Source organism: Vibrio sp. B1Z05 (assembly GCF_052955985.1).
The window spans coordinates 555,365-570,683 of record NZ_CP130463.1 but is presented as its reverse complement, the minus strand read 5'-3'; the positions used below and the strand labels follow the sequence as shown (position 1 = coordinate 570,683).

At 43.9% G+C, this 15,319-nt stretch carries 13 protein-coding genes; 1 reads left to right on the top strand and 12 read right to left on the bottom strand.

All coding sequences use genetic code 11. The annotated features are described in order from the left end of the window. Positions 1–2: 2 nt before the first annotated feature. The 3 genes from fusA to serB form a co-directional block, all read right to left on the bottom strand. Positions 3–2,087, bottom strand: a complete 2,085-nt coding sequence (gene fusA / locus QV280_RS02695; protein WP_152822559.1) for an elongation factor G — start codon at positions 2,085–2,087, stop codon at positions 3–5. Between the two features lie 189 nt (positions 2,088–2,276). Next, positions 2,277–3,656 carry a DNA repair protein RadA gene (gene radA, locus QV280_RS02690; RefSeq protein ID WP_021714689.1) on the bottom strand — a complete coding sequence of 460 codons (1,380 nt, stop codon included), beginning with the start codon at positions 3,654–3,656 and terminating at the stop codon, positions 2,277–2,279. Between the two features lie 3 nt (positions 3,657–3,659). Next, on the bottom strand, positions 3,660–4,571 hold the full coding sequence (serB, locus tag QV280_RS02685) for a phosphoserine phosphatase SerB (RefSeq protein ID WP_021714688.1): 912 nt from the start codon (positions 4,569–4,571) through the stop codon (positions 3,660–3,662). A gap of 108 nt (positions 4,572–4,679) precedes the next feature. On the opposite strand from serB, the gene QV280_RS02680 reads away from it, so the two are divergent. Continuing rightward, on the top strand, positions 4,680–5,243 hold the full coding sequence (locus QV280_RS02680; protein ID WP_152822621.1) for a YtjB family periplasmic protein: 564 nt from the start codon (positions 4,680–4,682) through the stop codon (positions 5,241–5,243). Positions 5,244–5,389: 146 nt separating this feature from the next. Here the strand turns inward: QV280_RS02680 and deoD are convergent, their stop codons facing one another. From deoD to QV280_RS02635, 9 genes are all read right to left on the bottom strand, one after another. After that, complete coding sequence (gene deoD, locus QV280_RS02675; protein ID WP_021714686.1) at positions 5,390–6,109, bottom strand: purine-nucleoside phosphorylase; 720 nt, start codon at positions 6,107–6,109, stop codon at positions 5,390–5,392. Positions 6,110–6,176: 67 nt separating this feature from the next. Next, complete coding sequence (locus tag QV280_RS02670; protein ID WP_152822555.1) at positions 6,177–7,400, bottom strand: phosphopentomutase; 1,224 nt, start codon at positions 7,398–7,400, stop codon at positions 6,177–6,179. Between the two features lie 15 nt (positions 7,401–7,415). Beyond that, positions 7,416–8,750: a thymidine phosphorylase gene (deoA, locus tag QV280_RS02665; RefSeq protein WP_152822551.1), complete on the bottom strand. Its 1,335-nt coding sequence runs from the start codon at positions 8,748–8,750 to the stop codon at positions 7,416–7,418. A gap of 68 nt (positions 8,751–8,818) precedes the next feature. Continuing rightward, positions 8,819–9,595 carry a deoxyribose-phosphate aldolase gene (gene deoC, locus QV280_RS02660; RefSeq protein ID WP_152822547.1) on the bottom strand — a complete coding sequence of 259 codons (777 nt, stop codon included), beginning with the start codon at positions 9,593–9,595 and terminating at the stop codon, positions 8,819–8,821. Positions 9,596–9,873: 278 nt separating this feature from the next. Further along, positions 9,874–10,041 carry a XapX domain-containing protein gene (locus QV280_RS02655; RefSeq protein ID WP_152822542.1) on the bottom strand — a complete coding sequence of 56 codons (168 nt, stop codon included), beginning with the start codon at positions 10,039–10,041 and terminating at the stop codon, positions 9,874–9,876. Positions 10,042–10,226: 185 nt separating this feature from the next. Continuing rightward, entirely contained in the window at positions 10,227–11,471 is a 1,245-nt protein-coding gene (locus QV280_RS02650; RefSeq protein WP_152822539.1) for a NupC/NupG family nucleoside CNT transporter, read from the bottom strand. 210 nt (positions 11,472–11,681) lie between these two features. Next, positions 11,682–12,458 carry a TatD family hydrolase gene (locus QV280_RS02645; RefSeq protein WP_152822536.1) on the bottom strand — a complete coding sequence of 259 codons (777 nt, stop codon included), beginning with the start codon at positions 12,456–12,458 and terminating at the stop codon, positions 11,682–11,684. A gap of 151 nt (positions 12,459–12,609) precedes the next feature. Continuing rightward, positions 12,610–14,199, bottom strand: coding sequence for a peptide chain release factor 3 (prfC, locus tag QV280_RS02640; RefSeq protein WP_021714895.1), 1,590 nt, complete (start codon positions 14,197–14,199; stop codon positions 12,610–12,612). A gap of 130 nt (positions 14,200–14,329) precedes the next feature. Further along, positions 14,330–15,313 carry a hybrid-cluster NAD(P)-dependent oxidoreductase gene (locus QV280_RS02635; protein ID WP_152822533.1) on the bottom strand — a complete coding sequence of 328 codons (984 nt, stop codon included), beginning with the start codon at positions 15,311–15,313 and terminating at the stop codon, positions 14,330–14,332. Positions 15,314–15,319 lie beyond the last annotated feature (6 nt).

The following is a 15,319-nucleotide window of genomic DNA, read 5'->3' as shown; positions in this document are numbered from 1 at the left end:
AATTACTTGTTGTCTTTCTCAGCTTTAGCTTTAGCAATAACTTCTTCAGCAACGTTCATTGGACATGCTGCGTAGTGTGAGAACTCCATAGAGAACTGACCACGACCAGAAGTGATTGTACGTAGGTGACCGATGTAGCCGAACATCTCAGAAAGAGGTACGTCAGCTTTAATACGAACACCAGTTACGCCAGCTTGTTGATCTTTGATCATGCCACGACGACGGTTAAGGTCACCGATAACATCACCAACGTGATCGTCTGGAGTAAATACGTCAACGTGCATGATAGGTTCAAGCAGTTGCGCACCAGCTTTAGGCATTGATTGACGGAATGCGCCTTTCGCTGCGATTTCAAATGCGATTGCAGATGAATCCACTGCGTGGAAGCCACCGTCGAATAGTTCAACTTCAACGTCTAGAGTTGGGAAGCCAGCAAGAACACCGTTTTCCATCATAGATGCAAAACCTTTCTCAACTGCAGGCCAGAATTCCTTAGGAACGTTACCACCAACAACTGTTGATTTGAAGCTGAAGCCAGAACCTGGTTCACCTGGTTTGATACGGTAGTCGATTTTACCAAACTGACCAGAACCACCAGACTGTTTCTTATGCGTGTAGCTATCTTCAATTGCTTGAGTGATAGTTTCACGGTAAGCAACCTGAGGAGCACCAACTGTTAGGTCAACACCGTAAGTACGCTTAAGGATGTCAACTTTAATGTCTAGGTGAAGCTCACCCATACCTTTCAGGATAGTTTCGCCAGTCTCTTCGTCAGTCTCAACTTGGAAAGATGGATCTTCTGCAACCATTTTACCGATTGCGATACCCATTTTCTCAGAACCGCCTTTATCTTTAGGAGATACAGCAATTGAGATTACTGGAGTTGGGAATACCATTGGCTCCAAAGTAACAGGATGCTTAGGATCACATAGAGTGTGACCAGTTTGAACATTCTTCATACCAACGATCGCAATGATGTCACCAGCTTGTGCGCTAGTTAGTTCGTTACGGTCATCAGCTTGCATCTCAACCATACGGCCAACACGCTCTGTTTTACCAGTGAATGAGTTCATGATGGTGTCACCTTTGTTCAATTTACCAGAGTAAATACGAACGAAAGTTAGTGCACCGAAGCGGTCATCCATAATTTTGAATGCAAGCGCTTTAAATGTTTCATCTGCAGAAACGATAGCGTGTTCGCCAGTTTCGTTGCCTTCTTCGTCCATTAGAGGTTGAGGATCAACTTCTGTTGGAGAAGGTAGGTAATCAACTACTGCGTCAAGAACGATTTGTACGCCCTTGTTCTTAAATGCAGAACCACAGAAAGTAGGGAAGAACGCTAGGTCACGAGTACCTTTACGGATACAACGTTTGATGTCTTCGATAGAAGGCTCTTCGCCATCCATGTATGCCATCATTAGTTCATCGTCTTGCTCTACAGCAGTCTCGATTAGTTCTTCACGGTATTGTTCTACGTCATCAACCATGTCCGCTGGAACATCTTTGATTTCGTAGTTTTCAGGAAGACCAGTGTCATCCCAAACGTATGCTTTACGGCTTAGAAGGTCTACAACACCCACGAAGTCATCTTCGCGGCCGATTGGTAGAACCATAACTAGAGGAGTCGCACCTAGAACGTTTTTAACTTGGTCAACAACGTTGTAGAAGTCTGCACCCATACGGTCTAGTTTGTTAACGAAGATCAGACGAGATACTTCTGATTCGTTAGCGTAACGCCAGTTAGTTTCTGATTGTGGCTCAACACCACCAGAACCACAGAATACGCCGACGCCGCCATCAAGAACTTTAAGAGAACGATAAACTTCAACTGTGAAGTCAACGTGTCCAGGAGTATCGATAACGTTTAGGCGGTGGCCTTTCCAAAAACAGCTTACTGCTGCTGATTGAATTGTAATACCGCGCTCAGCTTCCTGTTCCATGAAGTCAGTAGTTGATTCACCATCATGAACTTCACCAGTTTTATGGATCTGGCCGGTAAGCTTTAGGATACGCTCAGTTGTCGTGGTTTTACCCGCATCAACGTGCGCGAAAATACCAATATTTCTGTATTTTGATAAATCAGTCATCGTTTTACTCTATCAATAGGATATAAAATGCGCGCAGAGTATATCACAATCTGCATAGACTGATAGCTCTGTGTGCTTGTTGAGCGAAAATTTCGCCTTTTATTTTCAATCCAAGAACTATAGATGAGAATCAAGCCCGTGAAAAGAGCCTTTAATCACCTGTTGCGAATATATTTTTACAACTAATGATTACATCTCATCAAATGCCTGAATTGCTTCGGATAAATTTTTCACGGCATGTATCTGCATGCCAGCGATACCGCCCTTAGGCATATTTGCACTTGGTACGATAGCTTTTGTGAAACCATGCTTAAAAGCTTCGTTAAGACGCTCTTGACCACTAGGAACAGGGCGAATCTCCCCTGCAAGCCCTACTTCACCAAACACTACAACATCTTTTGGCAGTGGTCGGTCTCTAAAACTAGAGAGCAGTGCCATCAACAATGCAAGGTCAGCACTGGTCTCGGTGACTTTTACGCCGCCGACCACATTGACAAAGACATCTTGATCAGCCATTTGCATGCCGCCGTGCTTGTGCAATACGGCCAATAACATAGATAAACGGTTTTGCTCTAGCCCAACAGCCACGCGTCGAGGATTAGCCAATTGTGAGTAATCCACCAAGGCCTGAATTTCGACAAGCAATGGTCTTGTCCCCTCCCAAATCACCATTACAGAGCTGCCTGAAGTTTGCTCTTCACCGCGAGAGAGGAAAATAGCAGAAGGGTTAGAGACTTCTTTTAGTCCCTGTCCTGTCATGGCAAAAACGCCAAGCTCATTGACTGCGCCAAAGCGGTTTTTATGACTACGTAACGTTCTAAAACGGCTGTCCGCGCCACCATCGAGCAATACTGAACAATCGATAATATGCTCTAGCACTTTTGGTCCCGCTAAAGAACCGTCTTTAGTTACGTGGCCGACAATAAAGATGGCGACATTATTTTGTTTGGCATAACGGGTTAGCGTAGTGGCTGATTCTCTTACTTGCGCCACTGTGCCCGGTGAGGATTGCACATCAGACACATGCATTACCTGAATGGAGTCGATAACCATGATTTTAGGCTGCTCTTTTTCGGCAACCTGACAAATTTTATCGACATTCGTCTCAGATAGCATTTTCAGGTTATCTTTCGGCAAACCTAAACGAGATGCCCTCATTGCCACTTGTTGTAACGACTCTTCGCCCGTGACATAAAGCGTTGGCATATCTGCGGCAAGTCGGCACATGGTTTGTAGCAATACCGTTGATTTACCCGCGCCAGGACTGCCACCAATTAAAATAGCCGCTCCCGGCACAATACCGCCACCAAGCACACGGTCAAACTCTTTAAACGTACTGCTAAATCTTGGGACATCTTGTAAGTCGATATCGGCCAGCACTTGTACTTTTGACTGTTCGGCGTTGCCTGCATATCCCGTCAAACGCTCGTTACGAGCCACTTGCGGAGAAGCGGCTAAACGAACTTCTGTCACTGTGTTCCATGCACCACATGCGCTACATTGCCCTTGCCAACGAGGAAAATCCGCACCGCAATCGTTACATACGTAAGCCGTTTTTACTTTTGCCATTAATTATTCTTTATTTAAAGTGTGTAATACGTGGCTTGCCGATAAGATACATAGCACGCCACCAAGATCGGCATAGTTTACCGCAGCTTGGGCTTGCTCGACTACCTTAGGCTTAGCATGATAGGCAATGCCCAATCCCGCCACCGCCATCATAACTAAATCATTGGCACCATCACCCACGGCAATACAATTACTGCGCTCTAGCTGATACTCCACTCGAAGCTGCTCTAAAATATCCGCCTTAGTTTGCGCTGAGACAACTTCGCCCAACACGGCACCGGTTAATTTACCCGACTCTATTTCAAGTCGATTTGAGCGAGCAAAATCTAAATCTAACAGCTCTTTCAGATGATTAGAAAAATAAGTAAAACCGCCCGATGCCACTGCAACTTTCCAGCCAGCTTGTTTTAAGCCATCGATTAACAGCTTTGCTTCTGCCATCAAAGGCAGTTCACTACGCACTTCCATCAAAATAGATTCATCAGCATCAGCGAGCTTTGACACTCTTTGTCTTAGGCTTTGTTCAAAGTCGAGTTCACCTTGCATCGCGCGCTCAGTCACCTCGGAAACTTCTTCACCCACACCCGCCAGTTTTGCTATTTCATCAATACATTCAATCTCAATTAAGGTTGAATCCATATCAAAAAGAGCCAAACCCGGTTCCGCCATATTTGGCAAATCTTTAAGGTGCGCAAAATCGATATTAGCATTCGCCAATGCTGTAATGTGCTTTTCTATACTTACACTACTGGTGAGCAATACCTGATAACGCCCCACAGTCCAGCTAGCAAATAACTCTTCATTATTAAATACTTGGCTTAATTGCTCATTGCTTTGCTCAGCAAAAACAACCGCTAACTGCTGCTGAGATGCATTGCCTAAAGCACTGATGCGTTGTAATTCTTTAACTTCCATGAAAATTCAAATCCGTTTCGAAGAAAACATTCCCCTAAACTTACCCTATTGCAATTTGATTGCGCAAGTATCACTATGCAATGGCATACATTAATTACGTTTGGTGAAATGAAAGAATCTTTATTTTCTCTACGTCTGTTTATTAAAGTAACCTTTATTGGGTTACTGGTACTTATGCTTCTGACCATAGTGCGCAATAGCGTCAACATAAGCCAAGGCAATCAACAGATTCAAACTAAGCAACTGCAAACTCTAACCAAGCTTCTCATATCACAAGCTGCGTTGAGTGCCAGTGACTTTCTTGTGACAGAAGATCAAGAAAAGCTACGTCATCTTGCAAACCAATTAGCCCGCGACACCTTAGTTGCAGATGCGACTGTCTATGATAATAGTGGGATAAAAATAGCCTCTAGTACCAACGCTAAGACAGTACGTGAATCCCTTGGTATGGATACACCACTGGCCTCAGCAGGAATAGGTAAACAACAACTTATTGAGCCTATTTTCTCCCAAGATGCCATTATTGGTTATGTCAGAATCACCTTTGAAAAAGGGCGTGTCGTTGCCTTTTCTGATCATCATTATCGCAATAGCGATCGCACTATGTACCTGATGATATTGATGAGTTTTCTCTCTGGTGTATTGCTTACATTGGTTCTGAGAAGAAAATAATACCAATCACACTAAGTAAGTGATCAGTTATTTAGTACGATTGGTATAACTCCCATAAAAAAAGCTTGGTTCTTACATTAAGAGCCAAGCTTCTTTATTAAATAGAGATCCGAACGTAACAAACTATTCTGTAAGGAAATATGTTCTTATTCTGCATCACCCAACAAAACAGATTCTAATGCAATTTCCATCATTTCATTAAATGTGGTCGCACGCTCATCAGATGTTGTTTGGTCACCCGTTTTAATGTGATCCGATACAGTACAAATCGCTAATGCTTTTACGCCGTATTCCGCTGCCACACCATAAATGCCCGCCGCTTCCATCTCTACGCCCAAAATGCCGTATTTATCCATCACGTCAAACATCTCTGGATCTGGAGTATAGAAAAGCTCAGCAGAGAATAAGTTGCCCACTTTAGCTGCAATACCCAGTTTCTCTGCCGCACGCTCTGCATTGCGCACCATGCCGTAATCAGCAATCGCTGCAAAATCATGATCTTTAAAACGGATGCGGTTCACTTTTGAATCTGTACATGCGCCCATACCAATCACAACGTCACGCAGTTTAACGTCGCTGCGAACCGCGCCACAACTGCCGACACGAATCACTTTTTTAACGCCAAAGTCTTTGATTAGCTCAGTGACATAAATAGAGCAAGACGGAATACCCATGCCGTGTCCCATTACTGAGATTTTACGGCCTTTATAAGTCCCAGTGAAACCATACATGTTACGTACATCACACACTTGAACTACGTTTTCTAGAAAGGTATCCGCAATGTACTTAGCTCGGATTGGGTCACCTGGCATTAATACCACGTCAGCAAAATCACCCATTTCTGCATTAATATGAGGAGTAGCCATTTTATCTTTCCTTTTCTGTTTTAATGAGGGTCTAAGCCCTATTAGCGCATTAATCTATTGACTTCTTTTATTTCAAGAAGCTAGTTCCATAATCCATTTTTGAAGTACCAAAATAGTGAGCCAAGCTCTGACCTATATCGGCAAATGTTGAGCGGCGACCTAATGAACCCGCTTCTATTTTATCCCCATACACCAATACAGGAATATGTTCACGGGTATGATCAGTACCTTGCCACGTTGGATCACAGCCATGATCGGCGGTTAAAATCAGCACATCATTTGGCTCTAATATCGCCAAAATTTCAGGTAAGCGTTGATCAAAATATTCTAGTGCTCCCGCATAACCTGCCACGTCACGGCGATGACCGAATGAAGAGTCAAAATCCACAAAGTTAGTGAACACAATACTGTTGTCTGGTGCTTGTTTAACTTGCTCAAGAGTTAAATTGAACAGATCTTCAAGACCGGTAGCTTTCTCTTTTTTGGTAATACCGCAGTTGGCATAGATATCCGCGATTTTACCAATCGAGATCACTTCGCCTTGCTTCTCATCAACCAGCTTTTGCAGCACAGTTGCCGCTGGCGGCTCAACCGATAGATCGCGACGATTACCGGTACGCTTAAATTCACCGGCTTTTTCACCAATAAATGGACGCGCAATTACTCGACCAATGTTGTAGTCCTCAAGCTCTTCGCGAACAATCTGACAAAGTTGTAGCAGGTTATCTAAGCCGTAGGTTTCTTCATGACAGGCGATCTGGAAAACCGAATCAGCAGAGGTATAAAAAATAGGCTTTCCTGTCTGCATATGTTCTTCACCAAGCTCATCAAGCACTTGAGTTCCTGATGCATGGCAATTACCTAAGTAACCTTTAAGACCGGCTCGTTCAACGATTCGATCAAGCAATGGTTGCGGGAAGCTATTTTCCAGATCAGTGAAATATCCCCAATCAAATAACACAGGAACACCAGCGATTTCCCAGTGACCTGAAGGAGTATCTTTGCCTGATGAAATTTCCGCAGCATGCCCGTAAGCACCAATGATGTCGGCATTGCTATCTAAACCAATAGGAAATGTTCCCGTTGATTCTTGAGCGGCTAACCCTAAACCTAAGCGAGACAAGTTAGGTAGTGTTAAAGGACCACTGCGAGTGTCATTGTCCGCTAACCCTTTTGCACATTGCTCAGCAATGTGACCCAAAGTATCAGAACCCACATCACCAAATTTATCGGCGTCTTGTGTTGCGCCAATACCAAATGAATCTAAAACTAAAATTATGGCTCGTTTCATTATTGTATCCTTAGCCTATAAATCTTCGGCTCTTATCTGGGCATACACCACAGGTGTTGCTTGATACTGAGATGGGTCACCAATATGGATAGCGGCTTGCAAAGCATTTGCAGCCTCTTGCCACTGCTGCTCGTTACGCGCATGAATGAAAGCCAGCGGCTTTTCAGCATCCACGGCGTCACCAAGTTGTGCAAACTTATCAAAGCCAACGGCGTAGTCGATAGTATCTGTCGCCACGCGACGACCACCGCCCATGCCCACAACCGCCATACCAATGGCTCGGGTATCCATGTGAGTAATAACGCCGATTTGTTTAGCAAACACAGGCTTAATAATCTCAGCCTCGGGTAAATATTGAGTATAGTTGCTCACAAAATCTGATGGCCCGCCAAGGCCTGCCACCATTTTATTAAAGCACTCAGCCGCTTTGCCATTATCAAGCACTGTCATTAGTTTTTCGCGAGCTTGCTCAGTGGAATCTGCCAACTTGCCAAGCACTAACATTTCACAGCAAGAAGCCATGGTAACTTCAAGTAAACGAGGGTTTCGATATTCGCCCGTTAAAAAGCGCACCGCTTCTCGCACTTCAAGCGCATTACCTGCCGAAGAAGCTAACACTTGGTTCATATCCGTCAGTATTGCGGTGGTTTTTGTGCCAGCGCCATTAGCAACAGCCACGATAGAACGTGCTAACTCTTCTGATGCTTCGTATGTTGGCATAAAGGCGCCAGAACCCACCTTTACGTCCATGACTAACGAATCTAGGCCGGCGGCCAATTTCTTAGAGAGGATTGATGCGGTAATCAAAGAGATATTGTCTACTGTTGCGGTAATATCTCGCGTGGCATACACGCGTTTATCGGCAGGTGCTAAGTCTCCAGTTTGACCAATAATGGCCACACCAGCGTCTTTAGTCACTCGACCAAAAACATCATTATCTGGAGTAATGTTGTAACCAGGAATAGATTCAAGTTTGTCTAATGTTCCGCCAGTATGACCTAAGCCACGGCCTGAAATCATAGGAACATACCCGCCACATGCCGCCACCATAGGCCCCAGCATTAAAGAGGTAACGTCGCCGACTCCGCCCGTCGAATGTTTATCTACAATCGGACCATCAAAATTCATATGGCTCCAATCAATCACCATCCCAGAATCACGCATTGCACAAGTGAGCGCGATACGTTCCGGCATGGTCATTTCATTGAAAAAGATAGTCATCGCAAATGCGGCTATCTGCCCTTCAGAGACAGTATCGTTCGCCACACCTTGAATAAAGAAGTTGATTTCATCCGTCGTGAGAATTTCACCATCACGTTTTTTACGAATGATTTCTTGAGGTAAATACATAAGCCCTACCCTAAAATTTAATATTTAAAAATAAAGGCTTACCGTTAAGTAAGCCTTCTTTCAGACTATTAATATGCAGCAGGGTCTGCTTTTTCGTCAGTCACTTCTAACGTATTTAGTAGGTTTGTTAGTAAGCTTGACGCGCCAAAACGGTAGTGACGGTTATCCACCCAAGAATCACCTAAGATCTCATCGGCCATAGCAAGGTACAACGCAGCATCTTCCGCAGTACGTACGCCACCAGCAGGTTTAAAACCAACGCTATCTGCAACACCCATATCGCGAATCACTTCTAGCATCATACGCGCGTACTCTGGTGTTGCGTTTTCTGGCACTTTACCGGTAGAGGTTTTGATAAAGTCCGCACCCGCTTTGATGCAGATTTCAGAGGCTTGTTTAATTAGTGCTTCTTCTTTTAGCTCACCAGTTTCGATGATCACTTTAAGTAAGGTATCACCACACGCCGCTTTACACTGTTTCACCAACTCAAAACCCACTTCGGCATTGCCCGCCATCAGTGCTCGATAAGGGAATACAACATCCACTTCGTCGGTGCCATAAGCAACCGCAGCTTTAGTTTCTGCAACAGCGATATCAATATCATCATTACCGTGAGGGAAGTTAGTTACAGTCGCAACTCTAACGTCTGGTGTGCCTTGCTCACGCAATGTTTTCTTAGCAATAGGAACAAAGCGAGGGTAAATACAAACAGCAGCCGTATTGCCCACAGCTGACTTAGCTGCATGACAAAGATCAATTACCTTTTGATCGGTGTCGTCATCGTTAAGAGTGGTAAGATCCATTAATTTAAGTGCACGCAAAGCGGCAGCTTTCAAATCGCTCATTTTTTTCTCCGAAAAGTTTGAATAGTTTTGGAGGCAATTTACAAAGCACTTTCGTTATAGATAGGGCTTTTGTTATTGCTCATCCAGACTCAATGAACGGACTTGGTTCCATGAAGACTTGGTGAAATAACCAATTGCTTTCCTTGTCACCGCGCGGTTATAAATCCTAAACCGCAGACCGTTGTTTTTTGCAACGGAAGTACATCTTTATATTCATATCGATAAGTATTGAACTCTAGGTATTCCCCAGCACCTCATACTTACCCACACAGATATTATTAAAAAAATCTCTCTACTAACCAGTGATAGCAATGCCCACCTAAGTACACACCAACAATCCCCATCACTCCAGACAACACCGGAGGCGCTGGAATTGGCAGTTTTATTGCTGAAAATAATACTCCGACGATAAAACCGGCAAATACGGCTAACAAAACCTCACTCATAATCATTGTCCATCCTATTAACTTCGTTGAATAGTATAGTCGGAAGTTAGATCTACGTAGCATTAACAATGAACGCAAACGGTTTGCATCTCAAAAAAAGTGATATTCAGCAAACCCGAGAGTAGAAAGAAAAAAACGCTCTAGTGAATATCACTAGAGCGTTTAATTACTTTGTTTCTAATTGCTTAGAAAGAAAGGAAGAAGCCAGCGATTGTCGCCGCCATTAGGTTTGAAAGCGTACCAGCAATAACCGCTTTAATACCCATGCGAGCAATATCACCACGACGTTTAGGAGCAATACCACCTAAGCCGCCTAATAGGATTGCGATAGAAGAAAGGTTAGCAAATCCACACAATGCGAATGAGATAATTGCTTTCGTCTTCTCACTTAGAATAACCGGAGCAGCATCGCCTAGGTAAGGTGCAAAGTTAGCGTAAGCGACAAATTCGTTCGCTACCGTCTTCATACCAATGAACTCACCAGCAACTTGTGCTTCGTTCCATGGCACACCGATTAGGAATGCTAGTGGTGCAAACAACCAACCTAAGATCATTTCTAGAGTTAGGTGTTCAAAACCAAACCAGCCACCAACGCCAGCTAGAAGACCGTTGATAAGTGCAATAAGACCGATGAAAGCGATAAGCATCGCACCAACGTTTAGTGCTAGGCTTAGACCCGCAGATGCACCTGTTGCTGCTGCATCAATAACGTTAGCAGGCTTATCTTCACCTTCGCCATGTATATCAGGAAGTTGTTCAATAGGCTCATCTGTTTCAGGTTTCATGATCTTAGCGAACAATAGACCACCAGGAGCTGCCATGAATGATGCCGCAACTAGGTACTCAATAGGCACACCCATTGATGCGTAACCCGCTAGTACACCACCAGCGATAGAAGCCAAACCACCACACATGATTGCGAATAGTTCAGATTGAGTCATGCGCGGTACAAAAGGACGAACCACTAAAGGTGCTTCTGTTTGACCAACAAAGATGTTAGCTGCTGCAGACATTGATTCTGCGCGAGAAGTACCTAGTGCCTTTTGTAGGCCACCACCAAGAATGCGGATAACCCACTGCATTACACCCAAGTAGTAAAGTACAGAGATTAACGCAGAGAAGAAGATCAATGTTGGTAGCACTTGGAAAGCAAAGATAAATCCAATGCCATCTACTGAAAAGTTAACTAGGCTACCGAATAAAAAGCCAGTACCGTCGGCACCGTAGCTAATTACACTCGAAACACCATCTGAAATACTTTTCAGAAGATCTTTACCCCAAGGTACGTAAAGTACAAATGCACCCAATATAAACTGAATAGCAAAAGCACCCGCCACTGTACGGATGTTAATTGCTTTACGGTTATCTGATAATAGTACTGCGATAAGAATCAGTACCAGCATACCTACTATGCTCATAAACAGGCTCATAGTTTATGGCTTCCTTATTTTAAAATGTTTAAAAAAAAGTGTAAAAATGTTGTAGAAAATGTTCATAACGAAATGGATTATACAGTCCATCCCTTTGTAAAACTAGTTAATGATCACGTTTGAAGTAATTTTCAATGCAAACATTCATTTTATTAGTGATAACCGTCACATTTATACGTAAAAACCTTCATTTATCATAGATAAATGAAATTATCTACTAAACAAGTTAACACTATTTTCCCATATCCTATCAGCCAGTATAGAAGCACTTTCTTCTCTTAGTAAAACTAACTGATTAAATATTTTAGGTAAAAAATGAGGGGAATTAGGTAGTTGAGAAAAGCCTGTGATTCTCATATCAGGAGCATCAGTTTCTAGCACAATACAATCTAAAGGTAACTTTGCTATTGCTTCACGCGTTTTTTGTGCTGTTGGCCAAGTAATCACCCCTCCAACACCAATTTTTAACCCTAGATCGAGCAATGATTTTGCTTGTTGATAGTTACCACTAAATGCATGCACTACCCCAAGATTGTCTCGAGTCCTCATTTGTAACGATGCATGAATATTATGATGTTGCTGAACAGAATGGATAACTAAGGGAAGTTGTAATTGCTCAGCTAACTCTATCTGAAAATGAAAGGCTGATAGTTGGGTGGCTATTGGGACATCAATACGCTTATCTAATCCACACTCGCCGATAGCAGAAAGAGAGTTTTGATTTTGCAAAGCTAACGCATGCAACTCATCCATACTTCGCTGTAAAATATTCTCATCAATAAGAGGCTGTAAAAAACAAGGGTGTATACCAAGCCCTACTTGGTGATTGCGCTGTTTTTTAAGTTGCAGCACATCCTGCCAATTATCAGGCCCAACACTAGGTATAAAAAAACGTGCAACCTCATGCTCAGAAAACAGTGCGTTGTATGCCTGACGATGAGAAGTAAATTCTGCAAAATCTAAATGACAGTGCGTATCAAACCACATTAATTGTATTCCTCACTACTTATCGTTAGAAAATAAGAAATACTATATCTAACGATAGCTCTACTCTATGCCATAGAATAGACAACAAAAAAGCCAGTTGTATGCAACTGGCTTCTCTTAATTACGGGTATTCATTGTGCTGTAAAGTGAATTAGTGCTCGCGAGTGGCGCGGAATTCAACTTCAGGGAAACGCTCTTTGGCTAGGTTTAGGTTAACCATAGTTGGCGCAACATAAGAAAGGTTGTCACCACCATCCAAGGCTAGGTTAGTTTGGTTCTTACGTTTAAACTCTTCTAGCTTCTTAGCGTCGTCACACTCAACCCAGCGAGCAGTTGCAACGTTAACGCCTTCATAGATAGCTTCTACGTTGTATTCAGCTTTCAGACGCGCTACTACCACATCAAACTGTAGTACACCTACCGCGCCAACGATTAAATCGTTGTTTTGCAGTGGACGGAATACCTGCACGGCACCCTCTTCAGAAAGCTGTACTAGACCTTTAAGCAGTTGTTTTTGCTTCAATGGATCTTTTAAGCGAATACGACGGAACAATTCTGGCGCAAAGTTAGGAATACCGGCAAATTTCAGCCCTTCACCTTGGGTGAAGGTGTCACCAATTTGGATGGTGCCGTGGTTGTGTAGACCGATAATGTCACCCGCATACGCTTTTTCAGCGCGAGCACGATCGCCAGCCATAAAGGTAACTGCGTCAGAAATGCTGACGTTTTTACCCGTACGCACATGGTTCATTTTCATGCCTTGCGTGTACGTCCCTGACACGATGCGCATAAATGCGATACGGTCACGGTGTTTAGGGTCCATATTGGCTTGGATTTTAAACACAAAACCCGAGAATTTTTCTTCTGTTGCCACCACTTTACGCTCGTTGGCTTCGCGATCTTGCGGGCCTGGTGCCCACTTAGTCAAACCATCAAGCATATGGTCAACACCAAAGTTGCCCAATGCGGTACCAAAGTACACTGGCGTCAGTTCGCCCGCTAGGAACAACTCTTGATCAAACTCAGGGCAAGCACCAATCACAAGCTCAAGCTCTTCACGAACGCTTTCCGCTAGGTCTTCACCTACCGCAGCATCTAGCTCTGGGTTATCCAGACCTTTGATAATGCGTACTTCTTGGATTTCATGGCCGTGGCCTGATTCGTACAAGATAGTTTCATCACGATGAATGTGGTAAACACCTTTAAACTCTTTACCACAACCGATAGGCCAAGTGATTGGCGCACATGCCATGCTCAATTCACTTTCCACCTCATCAAGCACTTCCATTGGGTCGCGAACATCACGGTCCAATTTGTTCATAAAGGTTACGATAGGCGTATCGCGCAGACGAGTCACTTCCATCAATTTACGAGTACGATCTTCGACACCTTTCGCGGCATCGATCACCATCAAACAAGAGTCAACTGCGGTTAGCGTACGGTAGGTATCTTCCGAGAAATCTTCGTGTCCCGGAGTATCGAGTAGGTTTACCAAACACTCATTGTATGGGAACTGCATTACGGAGGTAGTCACCGAGATACCACGTTCTTTTTCCATCTCCATCCAGTCAGATTTTGCATGCTGGTTCGAGCCACGACCTTTTACCGTACCTGCTTTTTGGATCGCGTTGCCGAAAAGCAATACTTTTTCGGTAATGGTTGTCTTACCCGCATCCGGGTGAGAGATAATCGCAAACGTACGGCGCTTGCTCACTTCTTGCTGAAATGGACTATTGGTCATATTCGAATTCTTTAGGTTGGTGCACTGGCGAAAATTGGCGCTATTTTCGCTGATTCTGCGCCATTTCACAATCTATCTATAAAATAAAGGCCCAACCTTAGGTTGAGCCTTCGTTAAATCAGTCTAAAAACTAGCCGATTTCGACAAACATATCATCTTTAACTTGGCTGGCACAGGCAAGGAAGTAACCTTGCTCTATGTCTTCTTCGCTAAGCGGGCCAGTTGTCGCGCTCACCAACTTATCTTTATCACCTTTACAGCGACAGCTGCCACACACACCTGCGCGACAAGCGGCAAAAATAGGTAACCCTTCTTTTTCTAGCGCATCAAGCACTGATTCATCACCGGTAATAGACACCTCTGAGCCATTCACTGTCAAAGTGTGCGATTGTGCATCCGAAGCATTCGTCGCTAAATCAATTGCAGCTTGAAACTGCTCGTTATGAACCTGAGTAGGTGCAATACCTAGCGCTGAAAACCATGTCTTTGCTGATTCCATATATGCTTCAGGACCGCACATAAGTACCGTTCTAGAAGCCACATCAGGCACGACAGACTGCAAAAGCGCTTGGCTCAAACGTCCATGATAAAGAGTTTGGTCATGCTCACGGCTTACCGCCCAAACCAGTTTTAAATTGCTGTGCTTTTCCGCCAGTGCTTCAAGTTCTTGCACGTAAATGCGATCACTTGGAGTGCTTGCACTGTGAATGAACACGATATCAGCGTCTGCATCAGCAGCTAAACGAGCTTGCAGCATAGAGTAAACTGGAGTCACACCAGAACCTGCACTTAACATCAGCAAAGGTTGCTGATCGACAAGGTTAAGGTGGAAGTCACCTGCCGCATTGCTACAACTCAGTGAATCACCTACCGCAAAGCTGTCTGCAAGGTAGTTAGATACCAGTCCACCCGCCACACGCTTAATGGTCAAACTGCACTTTTTTTCACCCGGCAAAGACGCTAGAGAGTAGCATCGCTGGTGTGTGGTACCTTCAATATCCACTTCCAAAGGCAGAAATTGTCCGGGGATAAAATCAAACGCATTGTCAGTTTCAAACCAGTAGGTGGTTACATCAGAAGTGTCGTGTCGAATATCAGTGCAGGTCAGTTGCATCTTTAA

Coding starts and splice junctions, on each gene's coding strand:
- QV280_RS02680 (WP_152822621.1), top strand. CDS start 4,680: ATGAAAGAATCTTTATTTTCTCTACGTCTGTTTATTAAAGTAACCTTT.
- QV280_RS02635 (WP_152822533.1), bottom strand. CDS start 15,313: ATGCAACTGACCTGCACTGATATTCGACACGACACTTCTGATGTAACC.
- deoA (WP_152822551.1), bottom strand. CDS start 8,750: ATGTATTTACCTCAAGAAATCATTCGTAAAAAACGTGATGGTGAAATT.
- deoD (WP_021714686.1), bottom strand. CDS start 6,109: ATGGCTACTCCTCATATTAATGCAGAAATGGGTGATTTTGCTGACGTG.
- QV280_RS02645 (WP_152822536.1), bottom strand. CDS start 12,458: ATGTGGTTTGATACGCACTGTCATTTAGATTTTGCAGAATTTACTTCT.
- deoC (WP_152822547.1), bottom strand. CDS start 9,595: ATGAGCGATTTGAAAGCTGCCGCTTTGCGTGCACTTAAATTAATGGAT.
- QV280_RS02670 (WP_152822555.1), bottom strand. CDS start 7,400: ATGAAACGAGCCATAATTTTAGTTTTAGATTCATTTGGTATTGGCGCA.
- fusA (WP_152822559.1), bottom strand. CDS start 2,087: ATGACTGATTTATCAAAATACAGAAATATTGGTATTTTCGCGCACGTT.
- QV280_RS02650 (WP_152822539.1), bottom strand. CDS start 11,471: ATGAGCCTGTTTATGAGCATAGTAGGTATGCTGGTACTGATTCTTATC.
- radA (WP_021714689.1), bottom strand. CDS start 3,656: ATGGCAAAAGTAAAAACGGCTTACGTATGTAACGATTGCGGTGCGGAT.
- QV280_RS02655 (WP_152822542.1), bottom strand. CDS start 10,041: ATGAGTGAGGTTTTGTTAGCCGTATTTGCCGGTTTTATCGTCGGAGTA.
- serB (WP_021714688.1), bottom strand. CDS start 4,571: ATGGAAGTTAAAGAATTACAACGCATCAGTGCTTTAGGCAATGCATCT.
- prfC (WP_021714895.1), bottom strand. CDS start 14,199: ATGACCAATAGTCCATTTCAGCAAGAAGTGAGCAAGCGCCGTACGTTT.